Annotated in this window: 19 protein-coding genes; 7 read left to right on the forward strand and 12 right to left on the reverse strand. The window is 40.4% G+C overall.

Going from position 1 to position 15,925, the window contains the following annotated elements:
• Window positions 1-188: 188 nt before the first annotated feature.
• Window positions 189-575: a helix-turn-helix domain-containing protein gene (locus ACJG85_RS01600; RefSeq protein WP_412476764.1), complete on the reverse strand. Its 387-nt coding sequence runs from the start codon at window positions 573-575 to the stop codon at window positions 189-191.
• A 161-nt stretch (window positions 576-736) separates the two neighbouring features.
• On the opposite strand from ACJG85_RS01600, the gene ACJG85_RS01605 reads away from it, so the two are divergent.
• From ACJG85_RS01605 to ACJG85_RS01625, 5 genes are all read left to right on the forward strand, one after another.
• Complete coding sequence (locus ACJG85_RS01605; RefSeq protein WP_412476765.1) at window positions 737-1,597, forward strand: hypothetical protein; 861 nt, start codon at window positions 737-739, stop codon at window positions 1,595-1,597.
• Window positions 1,598-1,805: 208 nt separating this feature from the next.
• Window positions 1,806-2,081 carry a hypothetical protein gene (locus ACJG85_RS01610; protein ID WP_412476766.1) on the forward strand — a complete coding sequence of 92 codons (276 nt, stop codon included), beginning with the start codon at window positions 1,806-1,808 and terminating at the stop codon, window positions 2,079-2,081.
• A 200-nt stretch (window positions 2,082-2,281) separates the two neighbouring features.
• Window positions 2,282-2,668, forward strand: coding sequence for a hypothetical protein (locus tag ACJG85_RS01615; RefSeq protein WP_412476767.1), 387 nt, complete (start codon window positions 2,282-2,284; stop codon window positions 2,666-2,668).
• A gap of 255 nt (window positions 2,669-2,923) precedes the next feature.
• Window positions 2,924-3,574, forward strand: a complete 651-nt coding sequence (locus ACJG85_RS01620) for a queuosine precursor transporter (protein WP_412476768.1) — start codon at window positions 2,924-2,926, stop codon at window positions 3,572-3,574.
• Window positions 3,564-4,124 (forward strand): DNA-3-methyladenine glycosylase I, encoded by a 561-nt coding sequence (locus ACJG85_RS01625; protein WP_412476769.1) that lies wholly within the window; start codon window positions 3,564-3,566, stop codon window positions 4,122-4,124. The genes ACJG85_RS01620 and ACJG85_RS01625 overlap by 11 nt, the downstream gene beginning before the upstream one ends.
• 42 nt (window positions 4,125-4,166) lie before the next feature.
• Here the strand turns inward: ACJG85_RS01625 and aat are convergent, their stop codons facing one another.
• From aat to ACJG85_RS01640, 3 genes are all read right to left on the reverse strand, one after another.
• Complete coding sequence (aat, locus tag ACJG85_RS01630; RefSeq protein WP_409678254.1) at window positions 4,167-4,805, reverse strand: leucyl/phenylalanyl-tRNA--protein transferase; 639 nt, start codon at window positions 4,803-4,805, stop codon at window positions 4,167-4,169.
• A gap of 89 nt (window positions 4,806-4,894) precedes the next feature.
• On the reverse strand, window positions 4,895-5,275 hold the full coding sequence (locus tag ACJG85_RS01635) for a DUF3127 domain-containing protein (RefSeq protein ID WP_409678257.1): 381 nt from the start codon (window positions 5,273-5,275) through the stop codon (window positions 4,895-4,897).
• Window positions 5,276-5,277: 2 nt separating this feature from the next.
• Window positions 5,278-6,153, reverse strand: a complete 876-nt coding sequence (locus ACJG85_RS01640) for a flavin reductase family protein (protein WP_409678260.1) — start codon at window positions 6,151-6,153, stop codon at window positions 5,278-5,280.
• A gap of 218 nt (window positions 6,154-6,371) precedes the next feature.
• On the opposite strand from ACJG85_RS01640, the gene ACJG85_RS01645 reads away from it, so the two are divergent.
• Window positions 6,372-7,523, forward strand: a complete 1,152-nt coding sequence (locus ACJG85_RS01645) for a sensor histidine kinase (RefSeq protein WP_409678263.1) — start codon at window positions 6,372-6,374, stop codon at window positions 7,521-7,523.
• A gap of 5 nt (window positions 7,524-7,528) precedes the next feature.
• Here the strand turns inward: ACJG85_RS01645 and ACJG85_RS01650 are convergent, their stop codons facing one another.
• From ACJG85_RS01650 to greA, 3 genes are all read right to left on the reverse strand, one after another.
• Window positions 7,529-8,680 (reverse strand): transglutaminase domain-containing protein, encoded by a 1,152-nt coding sequence (locus tag ACJG85_RS01650; protein WP_412476770.1) that lies wholly within the window; start codon window positions 8,678-8,680, stop codon window positions 7,529-7,531.
• Between the two features lie 65 nt (window positions 8,681-8,745).
• Window positions 8,746-9,135 (reverse strand): HIT family protein, encoded by a 390-nt coding sequence (locus ACJG85_RS01655; RefSeq protein WP_412476771.1) that lies wholly within the window; start codon window positions 9,133-9,135, stop codon window positions 8,746-8,748.
• 1 nt (window position 9,136) lies between these two features.
• A complete protein-coding gene (gene greA / locus ACJG85_RS01660; RefSeq protein WP_409678272.1) occupies window positions 9,137-9,613 on the reverse strand; it encodes a transcription elongation factor GreA in 477 nt (158 codons plus the stop codon).
• Between the two features lie 160 nt (window positions 9,614-9,773).
• On the opposite strand from greA, the gene ACJG85_RS01665 reads away from it, so the two are divergent.
• Window positions 9,774-10,196 carry a hypothetical protein gene (locus ACJG85_RS01665; protein ID WP_409678275.1) on the forward strand — a complete coding sequence of 141 codons (423 nt, stop codon included), beginning with the start codon at window positions 9,774-9,776 and terminating at the stop codon, window positions 10,194-10,196.
• A gap of 30 nt (window positions 10,197-10,226) precedes the next feature.
• Here the strand turns inward: ACJG85_RS01665 and ACJG85_RS01670 are convergent, their stop codons facing one another.
• From ACJG85_RS01670 to ACJG85_RS01690, 5 genes are all read right to left on the reverse strand, one after another.
• Window positions 10,227-12,416 carry a TonB-dependent receptor gene (locus tag ACJG85_RS01670; protein WP_412476772.1) on the reverse strand — a complete coding sequence of 730 codons (2,190 nt, stop codon included), beginning with the start codon at window positions 12,414-12,416 and terminating at the stop codon, window positions 10,227-10,229.
• Window positions 12,417-12,633: 217 nt separating this feature from the next.
• On the reverse strand, window positions 12,634-13,035 hold the full coding sequence (gene arfB, locus ACJG85_RS01675; protein WP_412476773.1) for an alternative ribosome rescue aminoacyl-tRNA hydrolase ArfB: 402 nt from the start codon (window positions 13,033-13,035) through the stop codon (window positions 12,634-12,636).
• A complete protein-coding gene (locus ACJG85_RS01680) occupies window positions 13,025-14,626 on the reverse strand; it encodes a DUF4301 family protein (protein WP_409678284.1) in 1,602 nt (533 codons plus the stop codon). The genes arfB and ACJG85_RS01680 overlap by 11 nt, the downstream gene beginning before the upstream one ends.
• On the reverse strand, window positions 14,593-15,207 hold the full coding sequence (gene pnuC / locus ACJG85_RS01685) for a nicotinamide riboside transporter PnuC (protein ID WP_409678288.1): 615 nt from the start codon (window positions 15,205-15,207) through the stop codon (window positions 14,593-14,595). The genes ACJG85_RS01680 and pnuC overlap by 34 nt, the downstream gene beginning before the upstream one ends.
• Window positions 15,207-15,920, reverse strand: a complete 714-nt coding sequence (locus ACJG85_RS01690; protein ID WP_412476774.1) for a geranylgeranylglyceryl/heptaprenylglyceryl phosphate synthase — start codon at window positions 15,918-15,920, stop codon at window positions 15,207-15,209. Before ACJG85_RS01690 ends, pnuC begins: the two co-directional genes overlap by 1 nt.
• Window positions 15,921-15,925: the final 5 nt, after the last annotated feature.

Here is a 15,925-nt window from a genome sequence, read left to right on the forward strand (position 1 = left end):
GTTGTCTGGCCTTTTTTATTAGCACATATCATTTTAGAAGATTTTGTAAGATTTGAAATTAAAAAGATGAACAAGAGGCATCAGGCAAACGAATATTAGCTCGACTTATTAACAGATACTGTCTTTACACGAACAAAAAGCCTCTCTCACGAAAGGCTTTCTCTAAATAAAAATCAGTTTCATTTTTACTATTTATCTTTTAACAACTTCTCCAAATAAGCCACCTTATCTTTCTCCGCTTCTAACAGCCTTTCGTATAATTCTATCACTTTATCCAAAGGGTTGAAAGTACAGCCATTATTGTTTACTTGCGCAGTACTACTATCGTAGAAATTAGTGAAGTAATTAAATACAGCTTCTTCTGTAAAATTCTTGATTGCTTCTGAAGAAACCCCTAGCGCTTCAGCTATTTGTTTCAACTTGTCTTCTTCCACACTCTCACTATTCTCAATAGCAGAAATGGTCTGTTGGCTCACGCCTATAGCTTGTGCTAAAGCTTCTTGCTTCATTTGGCGCAGCTCTCTAATACGGCTAATGTTGCGGCCTATATGTCTCGGTTTTGTAGTAGTTTCCATACTTCAAATATAAAAATATTTTTACTTTATAACACTATGCAATTTAGTAAAAATACTATGCCAAAAGGGAGCGTAAAATACCAAAGCCATTGATAGCATACAAGCTATTCTGGTTCGGTACACGGTTAAGGCTTAATAACTTGCCTCAAAATTCCAACACCATGAACCAATTAAACCTCCCTCAGCAACCCGTATTAGAAATTTTAGAAAACTGTTGTACCCGCTACGAGCCATGCACTGTGTATATCTTAGGACACCACAACAGCAATATTATAATCGAGCAAATTTCAAAAACAGCCAATTGGGCGGTACACCACTTTTACCTGTTGGTCATAACCGCCAAGCAAATCCCCGCTACGGGTTCTATCATGGCTAACAGTATTCATGAACTATCCGGCAAAACCATAACCGCTACCGTCATGCTTCATAAGCCTACAGACCTCGCCACCAAACACCCCCACCAAATCCACTTCTTCAACCAAGCCTTGCGCTTTGGCTACCGCCTATGCTTAGACAAAGAGGATCCGCCTTACCTCGTCGCCAATACTATACCTCCGTTAAATAGGGAAGAAGACACGGCCTTCTGGCTCAAATGCCAAGCCGTGGCACTCTTCAACATCCAAGCCGCCAAAGAAAACCCCCAACAAGGCGTAGAACTTTGCAAAATAGCACTGCTCAACACCGCCAGCACCCAAATAGCCCTCGGCCTCATCAGAGTCCTACTGCACTACACCCCAAACGAGTTCGGCCTAAAACACCTACTCCAACTGTGCCAATACGCCTATCAAGTTAATCAAAACGGCCATGAAAAACCGTTGCCAGCTGCATTCAACCCTAAAACAATGGCAGATCGCTACCGTTTCAATTGTCTATGTGCTCCGCCATCTTTGCTTAACCACAGGCTACACCTCAACGCACCCGAAGAAGATTTCATCTACCTCCTAACCGCCACCCAAGATTTCCTAAACCAAGCCACATTACACATAACCCAAAACCTTGAACTCGCAACCCGAAACCCTTAACCCGTCATTCACGCTGTCATTCCCGCGAAGGCGGGAACGGGAACCAAACCCTAGAGCCTTAGTACCTCAGCACCTTAGAACCTTAAAACTAAAAATATTAACCATAATAAATAATATCCAATGTATCACCCTGAGCTTGCCTATCCTGAGCCTACCGAAGGGTCGTAGACCACAATTCCTAATTCCTTAATCCTAAATCCTAATTCTCATGAAAACACTCACCCACCTCCCACAACCCCTCCGCGAACTAGCCGCAAAGCACTTCGCCCTACTCGAATCCCAAAATCCCAAAAAAGGACTCGACACCCTACAACTCAACCTCTCCGGCTACTCGGATGTGATGTTTTTGATGGCCGATATCGTCAAAGTATGCATGCTAGCCCTCGAAGGAGAAACAAGTTCCTCCCGCATTCCCGAACCCGCCACCAACATCAGCGGCGTACTGGGCATAATCCTCGACCTAATCCCCTACGAAGAAGCCTAACTACTGGATACCATCCGCCAACAACTCCTAAACCCCTCACAACCGCAAGAAGATGAAATCCTGCTCGAAAACTATTGCCTAATCCCACCAACCTCATTAACCCAAAATTCTGCTTAAACATCCTTGTCACCCTGAGCTTGCCGAAGGGCCTAAATCCTTAAACCTTGAACTTTAAACTTTGAACCTTTAAACGCTCCCTCATGAACACACCAATCACCCAACTCCGCAAAAAAGCCAATTGGCTATTAACCGGTCTCAAAGACCACCCTAAAAAGGAAGACTGGTATACCGTTACCCTTAACTTCAGCGGTTACAGCTCCCTTTACGGAACTGTCAGCGATTTAATGAAACTCTGCACCGTCGCAATGCTAACAGAGCCACCCTATATCTCTCCCTTAGTAGGCAATCCTAATATTGACATAGCCAATATCCTCGAACTGGCCATCCAACTAATGCCAAAATCCGAACCCGAATTCCTCGATGAAATAAAAGAAATCCTAAAACAACCCGAACCACAACCACTATACAACTTCAGCACCTCACAAATAATACAAGCCTTCCCCGATACCATAGTTATAAAAACCTAAACTCCCTACTTCGCACTTCTCACTTCGTACTTTGTACTTTGTACTTCCCACTTCGTTCTTCGTACCTAATTCCTATCTCCTCCCTACTAAAGCCCTACTTAGTATATGAGTAGTATATCAAAACATACATTATGTCAAATAGAACAACATTTAACCATACTTTGTTATAAAAACCTCGATTCACTTCGAATCGGGGGTTTTTTATTTTACCAAAAAACAGTACATTTGATTCATTAGGTATGCAAATCAACACTCATGTTCCATTCTAAAAAAGACACCGTTTATGTCGTTCTCGCCGGCATATTCATCACCAATGCCATAGTAGCCGAACTCATAGGCGGAAAACTCATTGATGTTGGCTCAGCTGTAATGAGTATAGGCATTCTGCCATGGCCTATCGTTTTTGTCACCACCGACTTAATCAACGAATATTTCGGGGAAAAAGGCGTTAGAAAATTATCCTTCATCACTGCCGGATTAATTGCCTATACTTTTTTCATACTGTATTTTGCGATGCAAATTCCGTCCACCGGAATCAGTTCAGTAACTTCGGAACAGTTCAATGCAGTCTTTGGACAAAGTCAGTTGATAATCGTTGGTAGTATTATCGCATTTTTGGCCTCGCAGTTAATCGACGTAACCATTTTCCATTTTGTAAAACGAAGAACCGGCAACAAAATGATCTGGCTCAGAAGTACTGGTTCCACTGTCATCTCTCAATTTTTCGACAGTTTTATCGTTTTAGGAATTGCTTTTTGGCTGCCGGGCATCATGGACACCAAAACCTATATCATTTCCGGATTAACGGGTTATACGGTCAAATTGATTATCGCCGTAGGCATGACGCCTTTCATTTATTTAGGACATTACTTAATTCAAAAATACATTGCCAAAGATGGACAATAAAATACGCTGCGCTTGGTGCGAAAAAGACGATTTATACCGTCATTACCACGATACCGAATGGGGAAATCCGGTGTATGACGACGCCAAATTATTCGAGTTTTTAGTCTTGGAAACCTTTCAAGCCGGACTGAGTTGGTACACCATTTTGAAGAAAAGAGACAATTTTCGTAAAGCTTTTGATCAATTTGATTACAAAAAAATAGCCCAATACAACGAAGACAAAGTCGCCGAATTAATGCAAGACGCCGGCATCATCCGCAACGGCTTAAAAATCAAAGGAACAATTGCCAATGCGATTGCCTTTATGAAAGTACAAGAAGAGTTCGGTAGTTTCTCCAACTACATTTGGGGTTTCACCAACGGGAAACCCATCGACAACCAACCCAAAACATTAGCCGATATTAAGGCCACTACAGCACTTTCAGATACTATCAGTAAGGATTTGAAAAAACGCGGATTTAAGTTCGTAGGCTCAACCGTAGTCTATGCACACATGCAAGCTACGGGAATGGTGAACGATCACGTGGAAGATTGTTGGAAACGAAAATAGTTTACAGTCACAGTCAACAGAAAAACTGCAATCTGTGACTGATTACTGATTTTTAAGCACTCTGATAAATGTCTCTCTCGAAATCTCAAACGCACCCAATTGCTCCAAATACTCATTGTGCAACTGGCAATCGAGCAGTTTGTAATTGTGGTCTTTCAAATGTTTTACTAAAGTCACAAACGCAATCTTACTCGCATTCGACACTTTAGAAAACATACTTTCCCCACAAAAAACATGACCTAAATCCACCCCGTACAATCCGCCTACCAAGTCACCATTTTGCCATACTTCTACTGATTTTGCCAAACCCATTTGGTGTAATTTGGTGTATGAAGTAATAATATCTTCCGTAATCCAAGTGCCGTCTTGCCCTTTACGTGGTATTTGTTGACAGTTACGGATAACCGACGCAAAATCTTGGTTAAATGTAACGTCAAACTGTTGGCGATTCAACAAATTCCGAATGCTCTTTGACACCTTGTACAACTGTGGCACTACTACCATTCTTTCGGGTGGCGACCACCACAATATAGGTTCATCTTCATTAAACCAAGGAAAAATACCGTTGCGATAAGCCAATAGCAAACGCTCCGTCGACAAATCGCCACCGATGGCTAAAATGCCTTCATAGGTAGCTTCGTCTACCGGTGGAAAATATAAATCTTTGGTTAGGAAATGCATCTGTTAGAAATTCCAATAAAAAATCCCAAACAACCATTTTTGGAATTTGGGATTTGAAATTTGTTATTTGATTACTTTTTAATCAAAGATTAAAAAGGCAAATCGTCGTGTTCTTCTTCATTAAAGTTGGTGGCCGGAGCAAAAGCTTCTGCCGGTGGCATTGGCGCCATAGCAGCAGCCGGAGCCGGAGCTTCCGCTTGCAATCTTTCAATTCTCCAACCTTGAATATCGTTAAAATATTTGGTTTCTCCTTGCGGATTCACCCATTCTCTTCCTCTTAAGTTGATGGAAACTTTTACCGCTTCTCCCACATTATAGCTGTTCAATAAATCGCATTTATCTTGCACAAAATTAATGCTGATAAACTGCGGATACTGCTCTTCTGTAGCCACAACTAATTCTCTTTTTCTAAAACTGGCACTCACTTGTTGCTCAGGATTAATCACTCTAATTTTTCCGGTAACTTCCATAATTAATGTTTTGCTAAAAGCACTTTCCAAGCCGAAAGCACTTCGTTGTTATTCAAATATTCTTTTGCTTTTTGGTGTATTTTCGGCTCGTCGTCGGAGCTTAAAACGCCTTTTACGGCAAAATTCTGTTGTACAAATATAGCAATTTCTTCTTCCGTTGGCAAGGCTTCTACGTTTCCTAATTTACCCAAATCATTTCCATCAAAAAACGGACTTTTTTTAATAAAATCCGGTATCGCATCTACCCCTATTCCTAAGGTTACCAAGGGTTTTTCCACTTCAAACAAACCGGCATTCGAACGCGAATACCAATTGCCGCCCAAACGGGAAACCAAGTCAATTTTACTTTGGTCAATTGCCCCTTTATCGTCTAAAACACTTTCGTTGATGTGGATTTTTACCACTTCGCAAATAATCAAATTCCCCGCGCCGCCTTGATTTCCCAAAGCGATAATTTGGTTCACTTTGCACTCCATTTGCACCGGACTTTCCGCCACGCGAAACGGCTTAATCATGTCCGAAGGCAACATCGTCAAACCCGATTTAATAAACTCGTTCACACCATCAGGGTATTCTGTGCTCGACAACGACATTTGCTGTACGATGTCGTAATTCACCACGTTAATCACTACTTCCTTAGTAGCTTCACAATTTTCCAAGGTGTGTTTTGTAGTGTTGTTTCTCACCCGACGCGCCGGCGAAAAAACCAGTATCGGCGGATTAGAACTAAACACATTAAAAAAACTGAACGGCGACAAATTAGGATTTCCGTTGGCATCAACCGTACTGGCAAAAGCAATCGGTCGCGGTGCCACAGCACTTTGCAAATAGCCTTGCAACTGCGCTGGTGAAAGCGTATGAGGTTCGAAACTGAGCATAGATTTTATTTTTCCCAAAAATACAATTTTAATTGATTGTAAGAGCGAGTGGTTCGGGCATTCTTGCGGTCCGTTTTCCTGCTTTCTGTTGCAATCTTATTGTATTTTCCTTCCGCTTCGCTTCAGGATAATCCAAAAGGATTTCCACGGCAATCAGGGCTAAACCTAAATCGTCTTGCACTTTTGACGCTTTTGTCTATATTTATAAAAAATTTAGCATGCAGTTTTCCGAAAGAAGAAACATCACCCGTTGGATTATCATAGTGACTTCCTTTGTCATAGTGACACTGATTCTTTGGAACACCTATACTTTCTTTCAAATCTTCAAAAATGAGGAGCGCATCAAAATGGAGCTTTGGGCACAAAGTTTAAAAGCCTTCAACAATGCCGACCCTGAAACCGGCGATATTGAGTTGCCCAGCTTAATCATGAGCAACAATAAAACCATCCCACTTATATTGACTGAGGAAAATAAAATCATCAATCACGTTAATATTGAAGATGATGTTGCCAACGATAAAGTGAAGCTCAAAGACTATCTGGAAAAACTCAAAAAAGAAAACAATCCTATCGTTATCGAATACAATCCCGGTAAATTTTGGAAGCTCTACTACGGCAATTCGTCGTTGCTCAACAAACTCAAATACTATCCTATTGCCTTGTTGTTGATCATTTTCTTGTTTGCCGCCGTGGTGTATAACTTCTATCGCAGCACCAAAATGGCTACGCAAAACAAACTTTGGGCCGGTATGGCTAAAGAAACAGCACATCAAATAGGCACGCCATTGTCATCGCTAATCGGTTGGCTCGAGATTATGAAAAGCAGCAACGTCGACCCGAACATGGTAGCTGAAATTGAAAAAGACATCTCCCGTTTGCAAACCATTACTGATCGGTTCTCCAAAATCGGCTCAGAACCTATCTTGGAAAAACGGAACATCATAGCCGAAACAGAGCAATCTTTCGACTACTTGAGATCGAGATTCTCCAGTCAGGTTGAATTTAGTTTTAAGGCACCCCAAAAACCGATTTTGGTATCTTTAAATCCGGCGCTTCACAGTTGGACGATAGAAAATTTGGTAAAAAACGCCATCGATGCCATGAAAGGTCGCGGTCAACTTTCAGTAGTGATTGAAAACGATGACCAATGGGTAAAAATTTTAGTGACTGATACCGGAAAAGGCATTCCGAAAAACCAATTCAACAGTGTTTTCGAACCGGGTTTTACTACCAAAAAAAGAGGTTGGGGTTTGGGTTTATCACTCACCAAGCGAATTGTTGAAGAATACCACAAAGGAAAAATCAAAGTATTGCATTCGGAAATTGGTAAGGGAACGACTATGCAGATTACCTTTAAAAAAACGAGTTAATCCGTCTATCCTCTGCCGGAAAGCAGCAATTTACGGCCAATTTTGGTTCTGCTTAAATAGTCGTTTAAAAAAGTTTCTTGCTTTTCAACTTCTCTTAAATTACTACTGATATTCTTTTTCAAATCGGAAAACATAGCGGCATTCTGACTTCCAACAGTTCCGATTTTGTACACCTCATCGTTACAGTACAAAAACTTATCTTTTACGCTTTGGAACATGGCTTTCAATTCCTCATCAGCCATAGCCGGTTTAAATTGGCGTTGTCTGTACATCATATAGTCGTTAAAATAGGCAATGGCTTCGTTGTACTTGGTGATTAATTCGTTCAATCGGTCAATATTTTTATTCGCTGTGAGTGCCGTAAAATTTCCTTTCAACAGTTTGTGATACTCCACAATTAAAGCATTTTTAAGACCACTTTCCTCTACTCTGGCGGCTTCCTCAAAGGCTTTTTCGTTTTCGGATAACTTTTCGTAACGCTCGATTTCCGTTATATAATCGAAGTTCTTTTTAGGCTTGTTGGGCATTTCTTTGCCGTCATAAAACTCCTGATTGTTCCAAGGCGAATTGAGAAACTGCCACAAATAATCGAATGGCATGTGTGTGTTAATCATCTTTTGAGGCGACACCTTGAAATAGGCATTGTTCAACTTTTTGACAAATTTTTGCTTATCGACATAACCGGCGCCCCAAGTGGGATCAAAAAGATACCATTGCCCATCGATTTTGGAAGCGCACCAAGCATGGGAAATAGGCGATACTTTTCCGGCTTGTTTGGTATAACCGGTGATAATTACGGTAGGAATATCGAGTAAGTTGGCTATTGCTTTAAATACTTCAGCATAGTGAATGCAAACTCCTTTTCGGGTACTCAAAGCTTTGGCAATCTTTTCTTCGGGCGAATCCAATTGATTGGGTTCAAACATATTTGGAACGTCATAAACAATAGAAGATGCTGTCCAATAATAAAGTGCTCTCAATCGTTCCGAAGGTGTTTTAAAATTGGTATCGATATAACGGGCAATACCGGCAGCACTTCCGGTCAAATCACTTGGAATTTGGCTCATTTTAGCATCCGTTAGCGCATACGGATTCGGTACTTGGCCAAAACCAAAAACCGTCCAAAAAAGGCATACTGTCTTTAAAAATATTTTCATCACAAAACCCTATAAAAAACCCTGCCAAAGGTGTAGCAGGGTTTACATTTTTATCTTTTAGCAACTTATAGTTGTTCTTGTATTTGCTTCGCCAAGGTTTCAAACTCTTCTTTGGTTAACGCCACTTTTCGTTGGAAACGCATATCATCCATATCGTGTAATGGAATCAAGTGTACGTGAACGTGCGGCACTTCTAAACCAACTACAGCTACGCCAATTCGTTTGCAAGGAACTGTTTTCTCTATGGCTTTGGCCACTTTTCTGGAAAACTGCATCAAGCCCAAATAATGGTCTTCTTCCATGTCGAAAATCTTATTGATTTCTTGTTTCGGAATGCAAAGCGTGTGACCTTTAGCATTAGGATTAACATCCAGAAATGCCAAATAGCTGTCGTCTTCGGCAATTTTGTAAGCCGGAATTTCTCCGTTAACGATTTTGGTGAAGATAGAACTCATGTTAGTCTCTGGTTATTTCTAAAATCTCGAAGTTTAATTTTCCGTTCGGCACACTAATTTCTGCAATTTCACCAACCTTTTTCCCTAACAATCCTTTACCGATTGGCGAGGTTACCGATATTTTTCCTGATTTCAAATCGGCTTCACTCTCGGCCACCAAGGTATATTTCATTTCCATACCATTGGCTTGGTTTTTAATTTTTACTTTAGATAACACCAAGGCTTTCGACAAATCCAATTGAGACTCATCAATTAAACGGGCGTTTGCATACAGCTCTTCCATTTTGGCTATACGCATTTCCAAAAGCCCTTGTGCTTCTTTCGCGGCGTCGTATTCCGCATTCTCTGATAAGTCTCCTTTATCTCTGGCTTCGGCTATGGCTTGGGAGGCTTTTGGTCTTTCTATACTTTTAAGTTGTTCTAATTCGTCTTTTAATTTTTTTAATCCTTCTGCGGTGTAATACGATACTGTACTCATAATTTCATCATTTATATAAATAGAAAAAATCCCATCGGAACGGGATTTCTTTTTGCAAAGATATTATTTTAATACTTATTTCAAATTTGTTTGCGTTGGATAACGCTTGTCAAAGTTAATTAAATTAAATTTGTTTCGCTATAGGAAACCTAAAATTTATATGAAAAAGATACTCTTGTTGTTTTTAATGGCCTTGACCTTGAGTTGCGATGGCGGTTCGGTAAATTATAACAACCCAAACATCCCTAATTACCAGGTTAATCTACAAATTAACATGAATTTACCGGGTTACACCAACCTACAATTTCCGGGCAATCGTGTTTTGGATTACAGTCAGGGTGCACGCGGCATAGTGGTTTTTAATACCGGGAGCGGTTACAATGCCTTCGATTTGGCCTGTCCGAATCAAGCTTTCAACATTTGCACCGAACCCATGACAGTAGCGCAAGGAAACACCAATGCCGAATGCAATTGCGACGACAGTTTTTACAGCTTGTACACCGGAATTGGACAAGGACAACAATATCCCATGAAACCTTATAGGGTAACGATTAATGGAAACACCCTAATCATAACCAATTAAAAAAGCCGAACAGTTTGTTCGGCTTTTGTTTTATAATTTTATCGTTGCTCCTGCTAAGAAATTGATTCCGGCTTGCGGGTAAAATCCGGCGCCTTCTATAGTGGTAACACTACCAGGCGTAGTCCAATCATCATCATAAGTGTAAAAATATCCGTTAGACTCGTATTCCAAATTGAACAGATTATTGACTAAGGCTGAAAAGACAATTGATTTCACTCCTTTGTTGATTTTCCACTCGTAAGTAACGTTCAAATCGTTTACAAAATAGGCATCGAGTTTAGAACGCTCAGAATCAATATTGCCCATGAATTGGTCGCTTACAAACTTAGAGAACAAAGAAAGTTGCAACGTTTTTACAGGACTGTAAGTAATTCGGTTCCCAATAACCCAATCCGGTGAAAAAGCAATAGTTGTATTGCCTAAATTTTGTAACACGCCGTCTCTTTGGAACACGAAGTCGCGATTTTTGTTTTGGCTAAACGTTACATTCGGATTGACAATCCATTTATCGGTTAAGGCAATCACCGATTCCACTTCCAACCCTACGCGATAACTTTTCCCACTATTGGTAAAAATAGGCGAACCAACATCGTTTAACGCTCCGGTTAACACCAATTGGTTTTGGTAGTTCATGTAGAAAGCATTGGCCGAAATGTTTACCTTTTTCGATTGGTATTTCCAACCTAACTCGTAATCGAACAAACGCTCCGGTTTGGTGCTGCCATTTTCGTAGTCATCCCGTCGTGGTTCTTTGTTAGCTATACCGAAATAACCGTAAAAGGAATGTTTATCGTTGAAATCGAAATTCAATCCCAATTTCGGATTAAAAAATCGGAACGTATCATTCACGTCATCAAAGCGGAAACTCGTAGCTTCATAAAACACCATACGGTATTGCAAATCGGCAAAAACATTCAACTTACCAAATTGTTGCGATGCTTTAGCATACACATTCACATCGTCTTTGTTCCCGATATTGTTGTAATAACGATTGGCGGCAGGCACATAATATTGCGTCCAAACCACTTCTCCGAAATGGTCACCCAAATAGCGATTAGCTGCTCCGCCAAGCATCACGTCGGTTTTAGGTGTTTTGTAGTTTAATGAAAAAACAGCCCCGAAGAAATCGTTGTCCAACCATCTTTTGCGCACCAAATCGGATATGGCATTGCCCTGGAAATCAGGCAAATTGTAATCGGCTAAGGTTTCGTCTTCGCAGTATTGCTTGAAATAGCCTTTTCCAATCGTATAATGCAAAGCGGTATTGGAAACCCAACGGTCTGACCACTTTTGAGACCAATGCAATTGGAAGTGATTTTGTGCATAATTATCCGTTTCATCGTCGTAAAATTGCATGTTGCCGTTTTCATCAAAATACATTCCGGCCGGGTTGAATGTCCTATCGTTACGGAGTTTTTCAGGATCTTCTATACCGTACCAAGCTTGATAGGTTTTCTCTTTACCTCCGAACGCTATTGCTTTAATCAAGGTCTTTTCGGTCACATAATTGGCATTGAAAAAATAACCGAATAAGTTAGAAGAAGCACGGTCGATAAACCCATCTGAGGCAATATTGGACAAACGGGCGTTGATTTCAAAATTATTGTGCAAGCCCGTTCCGAAGGCCAAAGTATGTTTGCGCGTTCCGAAACTTCCGCCTGAGTTAGCAATTTCGGCATACGCCTTTTCCTGATACGATTTGGTTTGCATATTCAAACTGGCACCAAAAGCACCGGCACCATTAGTTGATAATCCTACTCCTCGTTGCAATTGAACGCTTTCCAATGAAGAAGCAAAATCAGGCAAGTTGACAAAAAAAGTGCCTTGACTTTCACTGTCATTAAAAGGAATCCCGTTTAAGGTAACATTGATTCTTGAACCGTCAGCACCTCGAACGCGCATGTAAGTGTAGCCAACTCCGTTTCCGGCATCGGTTGTTGTCACTACCGACGGTAGGTAGTTGAGTAAAATCGGAATATCTTGCCCAAGATTTCTGGGTGACATTTCCTTTTTAGTGTAATTGGTAAAGGTAACGGGATTTTTGCCTTTGGCTCTGACCGCTGATACCGTCACTTCCTCAAGTTGATTGACTTTTGTAGTGTCCTTGGTTGTTTCCTGTGTAAAGCCTATTAAAGGCAAACAGCAAAAAGCGGTAATCAATACTGCCTTAGTACCTTGTACTTTGTACTTTGTACTTTTTGTAGTGAATAAAGTTTTCATTCGTAATGTATTACGAATAAAAGGGGCAATTATTCTTGGTTTATAAAAAAATTGATACTCCTGACGTACGACTAACGTGCACTTTAGTCTTTCGTCAAATCCTTAAACAGCATTACCTGTTCTAAGTTCGTTGGGTATGATCTCAGCTCGTTATTTAGAGCACCCCTTTGAGACGAGGCAAAGATAATTACAAATTATGAATTACAAATTATGAATTTTAGAAATTAGGTTTTCTTCTGTTTTGTTTGATTTCCGATAGATTGCGCTTGGCTTTGATGCGCTTTTCGATTACGGCACGTGGAATTTTTGTGGGTTTTCTTTTCTTAGGAACGACTAAAGATGATTTGAATAGTTCTAAAAATCGTTTGGTTACGATAGTTTTGTTCTTAAGCTGGCTTCGGTCTTCATCGCAAGCCAAAATTAACACTTGTTCGTTAGTGAGTTTTGATGCCAATTTATGCTTCAGTAAAGTCTTCTCTTCATCGGTCAACGCTAATGATTGGTTGACATCAAAAGACAACATTACTTTCGAAGACACTTTGTTTACATTTTGTCCGCCTGCTCCCGAACTACGAACGGCTTTAAATTGGAGTTCAGTGAGTATTACCTCAGTTTTCATATTGTGGTTGGTGAGCAGGTTTGAGTAAGTCGTTTACGGTTTTCACCGGATTAAAAGTTACCAACGGCACTTCTACAAAAACGGTAATCCACTTGGCCATGGCACCATTCCAAAGTCCCGGCAACTCATATCCTTTAAGATCTTTTCCTTTGTTGTTTTTATGGACAATAAAACCGGTACTTTGATCAATAAATTGGAGTAAATCAAATTTTTCACCTTGGTAATTCTTGGTGGCACATACCAAATCCACCGGGTTGAAATGGGTAGCTTTAGACAAAATACTCGCTTGTTCCGAATTGTGGGTGTCAACCTGAGAACTTTCCACAATTTGCAGTGACACATTGCCTTTAAAACTTCGCACCCAAAAAGGGCCTCCGCCGGGTTCGCCTTCATTTTTTACCATGCCACACACTCGTAAGGGACGATTGAGTTTGCTTTTGATAAAGTCAATCTTGTTGTCAATGGTATATTTGTAGAAATCGTCCAACACATCAATATTAAGCTTTTGCTGCATAAAGCTTATGATTTCGGCTATGTCGTTTTCAGCTACATCACGGCTATCGATAGCTTTTAGTATCTCGAAAACTTTTTGCTGTAATTCCAATAAAATACCCGCCAAACCTTTTTTATACAAGGTAATTTCGTTTATGTGATTTTGGATGACGTTATCGATATTTTTAATGAAAATCACATCGGCATCGAGTTCGTTTAGATTATTGATTAACGCACCGTGACCGCCTGGGCGGAAAACCAATTCGTTTTGCTCATTGCGAAAAGGACGGTTGCTCATGTCGACAGCGATGGTATCGGTGCTTTGGTCTTGGTAGGAATAGCTGATATGGACTTTGGTATCCGACTTACTTTCTACCTTATCCTTAACCTCATCAATAATTGCAGTGAATAGGTTTTGATGGATTTCCGAAACCGTAAAATGCAAGTGAGACACTGAATTTGAAGCCGCATAATAAACACACTCATTCAAATGTTCTTCCACAGGAGTAGCAATGTGCGTTGGGTATTTATGAAAATCGAGTACGCCTTTGGGTTTAGCGGCAAAATCAAAATGTTCGGCTGAAAGCATCAATTTGATAAAACGGTAGCTTTTTTCGTGGCTTTCCAAAGAATAGTAATCGGGATAGAGCTCTTTTACCGTCGATTTGATTTGCTCATAAAACGGAAACTTCTCGATTCCGGCTAGGAAAATGGGTAAATTCTTGTCTTTTTTACGGTTTATATAGGCATTGATAGTTTCATTTTCGTGATCGAAATCATTCAGAAACTCGTTTAAAAACTTGAACATTCTGCTGGCTGCGCCCGAGGCCGGAACGAATTTTTTTAGTTTTAAGGCTGCTTTCTTATGGTCAAAACTGTTGGCGTATTCTTGAAACTGTTCTTGAGTAAGTTTTACAATTCCGTCACCTAAAGTAGCCGGTCTTTCTAAGTATATCTTGGGTATCCCGGATTTAAAAAGCAACAATTCGGTTTCGATTTTATCCAAAGAAATGCCTTTCGCTTTGATTTGCTCAAAGTCGGCTTCCGTTAAACCATAATTTTTGGCTAAACTTTCTTTTCTTGTAAAATCTTCTTCCATGCTAAATATCCGTAAACGGCTATAATTGTAAAAATCAAGTATTGCATCGATAACATTCCCAGCCCTCTGTAGGCAAACAAAGGCACTACAATACAATCACCAATAATCCACAAGGTCCAGTTTTCTATTTTTTTGAGCGCCATATACCACATCGCTGTAAAAAAAAGGCCGGATGTAAAAATATCAATATAATTAGGAATTTCAAGTTTGTAATCAAAAAACTTGTAAACCATAAAGGTGACAAACATAGTTAGCAGAAATAACCCAAAGCCGATAAGTTTCTCCCGAGCATTGGTTCGGGTAATTTTGACTGCCGGTTCATTGGCCTTAGTGGTCCATTTGTACCAACCGTAAATACTCATAACAGAATAATAAGCATTCATGGTCATATCGCCGAAATACTTGGCTTGATACAATAAGTAAGTTGTAAGAACAGTGGCAATCAATCCGGTTGGATAAACCCAAATATTTTCTTTTTTGGCCAGAATGACACTGGCAATACCAAAAACAAACACCAAAAATTCCAAGACAATTTGGAGTGTTGAAGCTGCTTGATATTGGGAGAAAAAAAAGTCTAACATCAGTCGAAAAAAGTTGGGTCATTTTCAAAAGCGGTTCCGATGACTACCATATCAGCTCCGGCATCATAAGCAGCTGAAATAGCTTCGCGAGAGCGTATCCCACCACCCACAATAAGCGGAATCGTTATTCTTTCGGCTACCGCTGAAATCATTGCCAAAGGAACGGCTTGTTGCGCCCCGCTACCGGCTTCAAGATAAATTAATTTGTTGCCGATAAATTCTCCGGCCTTAGCCGTTTGGGCTGCAAAATCAACTTGGGTTCGACTCAGCGGCTTGGTATGACTGACCCTTTCAACGGCCGTTTCGCTACCACTTTCTACTAAAAGATAACCGGTAGAGAGAATTTCAAGCTGACTCTTTTCCAACAAAGGAACTGCGGCTATTTGCTGTTCAATTAAATATTGCGGGTTTCTACCCGATAGCAGTTGAAGAAATAAAATGCCGTTGGCTTCAGGCGAAATTTGATTTGCATTTCCTGGAAAAAGTAGTATTGGCAAGTTGGTATTCGATTTTAAAACGTTTATGAGTTCGCACAAGTGATTACCGTCAAAGGAACTGCCGCCTACCAAGAGATGCGTCGCTGGAGATTGATTGATTTTATCAATCAAATCGACAATAGTGGCCACCGATAGCTTATCGGGATCCAGCAATATGGCTAAAAGTGGTTGCCTTTTAATTTTTGCCGTTAGTATTTCTTGGTAAAGGGTTTTCATGATTG

Origin of the sequence: Flavobacterium mekongense, assembly GCF_047038255.1 — a bacterium.
Lineage (GTDB): Bacteria > Bacteroidota > Bacteroidia > Flavobacteriales > Flavobacteriaceae > Flavobacterium > Flavobacterium mekongense.

Coding starts and splice junctions, on each gene's coding strand:
- ACJG85_RS01600 (WP_412476764.1), bottom strand. CDS start 575: ATGGAAACTACTACAAAACCGAGACATATAGGCCGCAACATTAGCCGT.
- ACJG85_RS01690 (WP_412476774.1), bottom strand. CDS start 15,920: ATGAAAACCCTTTACCAAGAAATACTAACGGCAAAAATTAAAAGGCAA.
- ACJG85_RS01625 (WP_412476769.1), top strand. CDS start 3,564: ATGGACAATAAAATACGCTGCGCTTGGTGCGAAAAAGACGATTTATAC.
- ACJG85_RS01620 (WP_412476768.1), top strand. CDS start 2,924: ATGTTCCATTCTAAAAAAGACACCGTTTATGTCGTTCTCGCCGGCATA.
- ACJG85_RS01665 (WP_409678275.1), top strand. CDS start 9,774: ATGAAAAAGATACTCTTGTTGTTTTTAATGGCCTTGACCTTGAGTTGC.
- greA (WP_409678272.1), bottom strand. CDS start 9,613: ATGAGTACAGTATCGTATTACACCGCAGAAGGATTAAAAAAATTAAAA.
- ACJG85_RS01650 (WP_412476770.1), bottom strand. CDS start 8,680: ATGAAAATATTTTTAAAGACAGTATGCCTTTTTTGGACGGTTTTTGGT.
- ACJG85_RS01680 (WP_409678284.1), bottom strand. CDS start 14,626: ATGGAAGAAGATTTTACAAGAAAAGAAAGTTTAGCCAAAAATTATGGT.
- ACJG85_RS01645 (WP_409678263.1), top strand. CDS start 6,372: ATGCAGTTTTCCGAAAGAAGAAACATCACCCGTTGGATTATCATAGTG.
- ACJG85_RS01670 (WP_412476772.1), bottom strand. CDS start 12,416: ATGAAAACTTTATTCACTACAAAAAGTACAAAGTACAAAGTACAAGGT.
- ACJG85_RS01640 (WP_409678260.1), bottom strand. CDS start 6,153: ATGCTCAGTTTCGAACCTCATACGCTTTCACCAGCGCAGTTGCAAGGC.
- pnuC (WP_409678288.1), bottom strand. CDS start 15,207: ATGTTAGACTTTTTTTTCTCCCAATATCAAGCAGCTTCAACACTCCAA.
- ACJG85_RS01605 (WP_412476765.1), top strand. CDS start 737: ATGAACCAATTAAACCTCCCTCAGCAACCCGTATTAGAAATTTTAGAA.
- aat (WP_409678254.1), bottom strand. CDS start 4,805: ATGCATTTCCTAACCAAAGATTTATATTTTCCACCGGTAGACGAAGCT.
- ACJG85_RS01655 (WP_412476771.1), bottom strand. CDS start 9,135: ATGAGTTCTATCTTCACCAAAATCGTTAACGGAGAAATTCCGGCTTAC.
- arfB (WP_412476773.1), bottom strand. CDS start 13,035: ATGAAAACTGAGGTAATACTCACTGAACTCCAATTTAAAGCCGTTCGT.
- ACJG85_RS01610 (WP_412476766.1), top strand. CDS start 1,806: ATGAAAACACTCACCCACCTCCCACAACCCCTCCGCGAACTAGCCGCA.
- ACJG85_RS01635 (WP_409678257.1), bottom strand. CDS start 5,275: ATGGAAGTTACCGGAAAAATTAGAGTGATTAATCCTGAGCAACAAGTG.
- ACJG85_RS01615 (WP_412476767.1), top strand. CDS start 2,282: ATGAACACACCAATCACCCAACTCCGCAAAAAAGCCAATTGGCTATTA.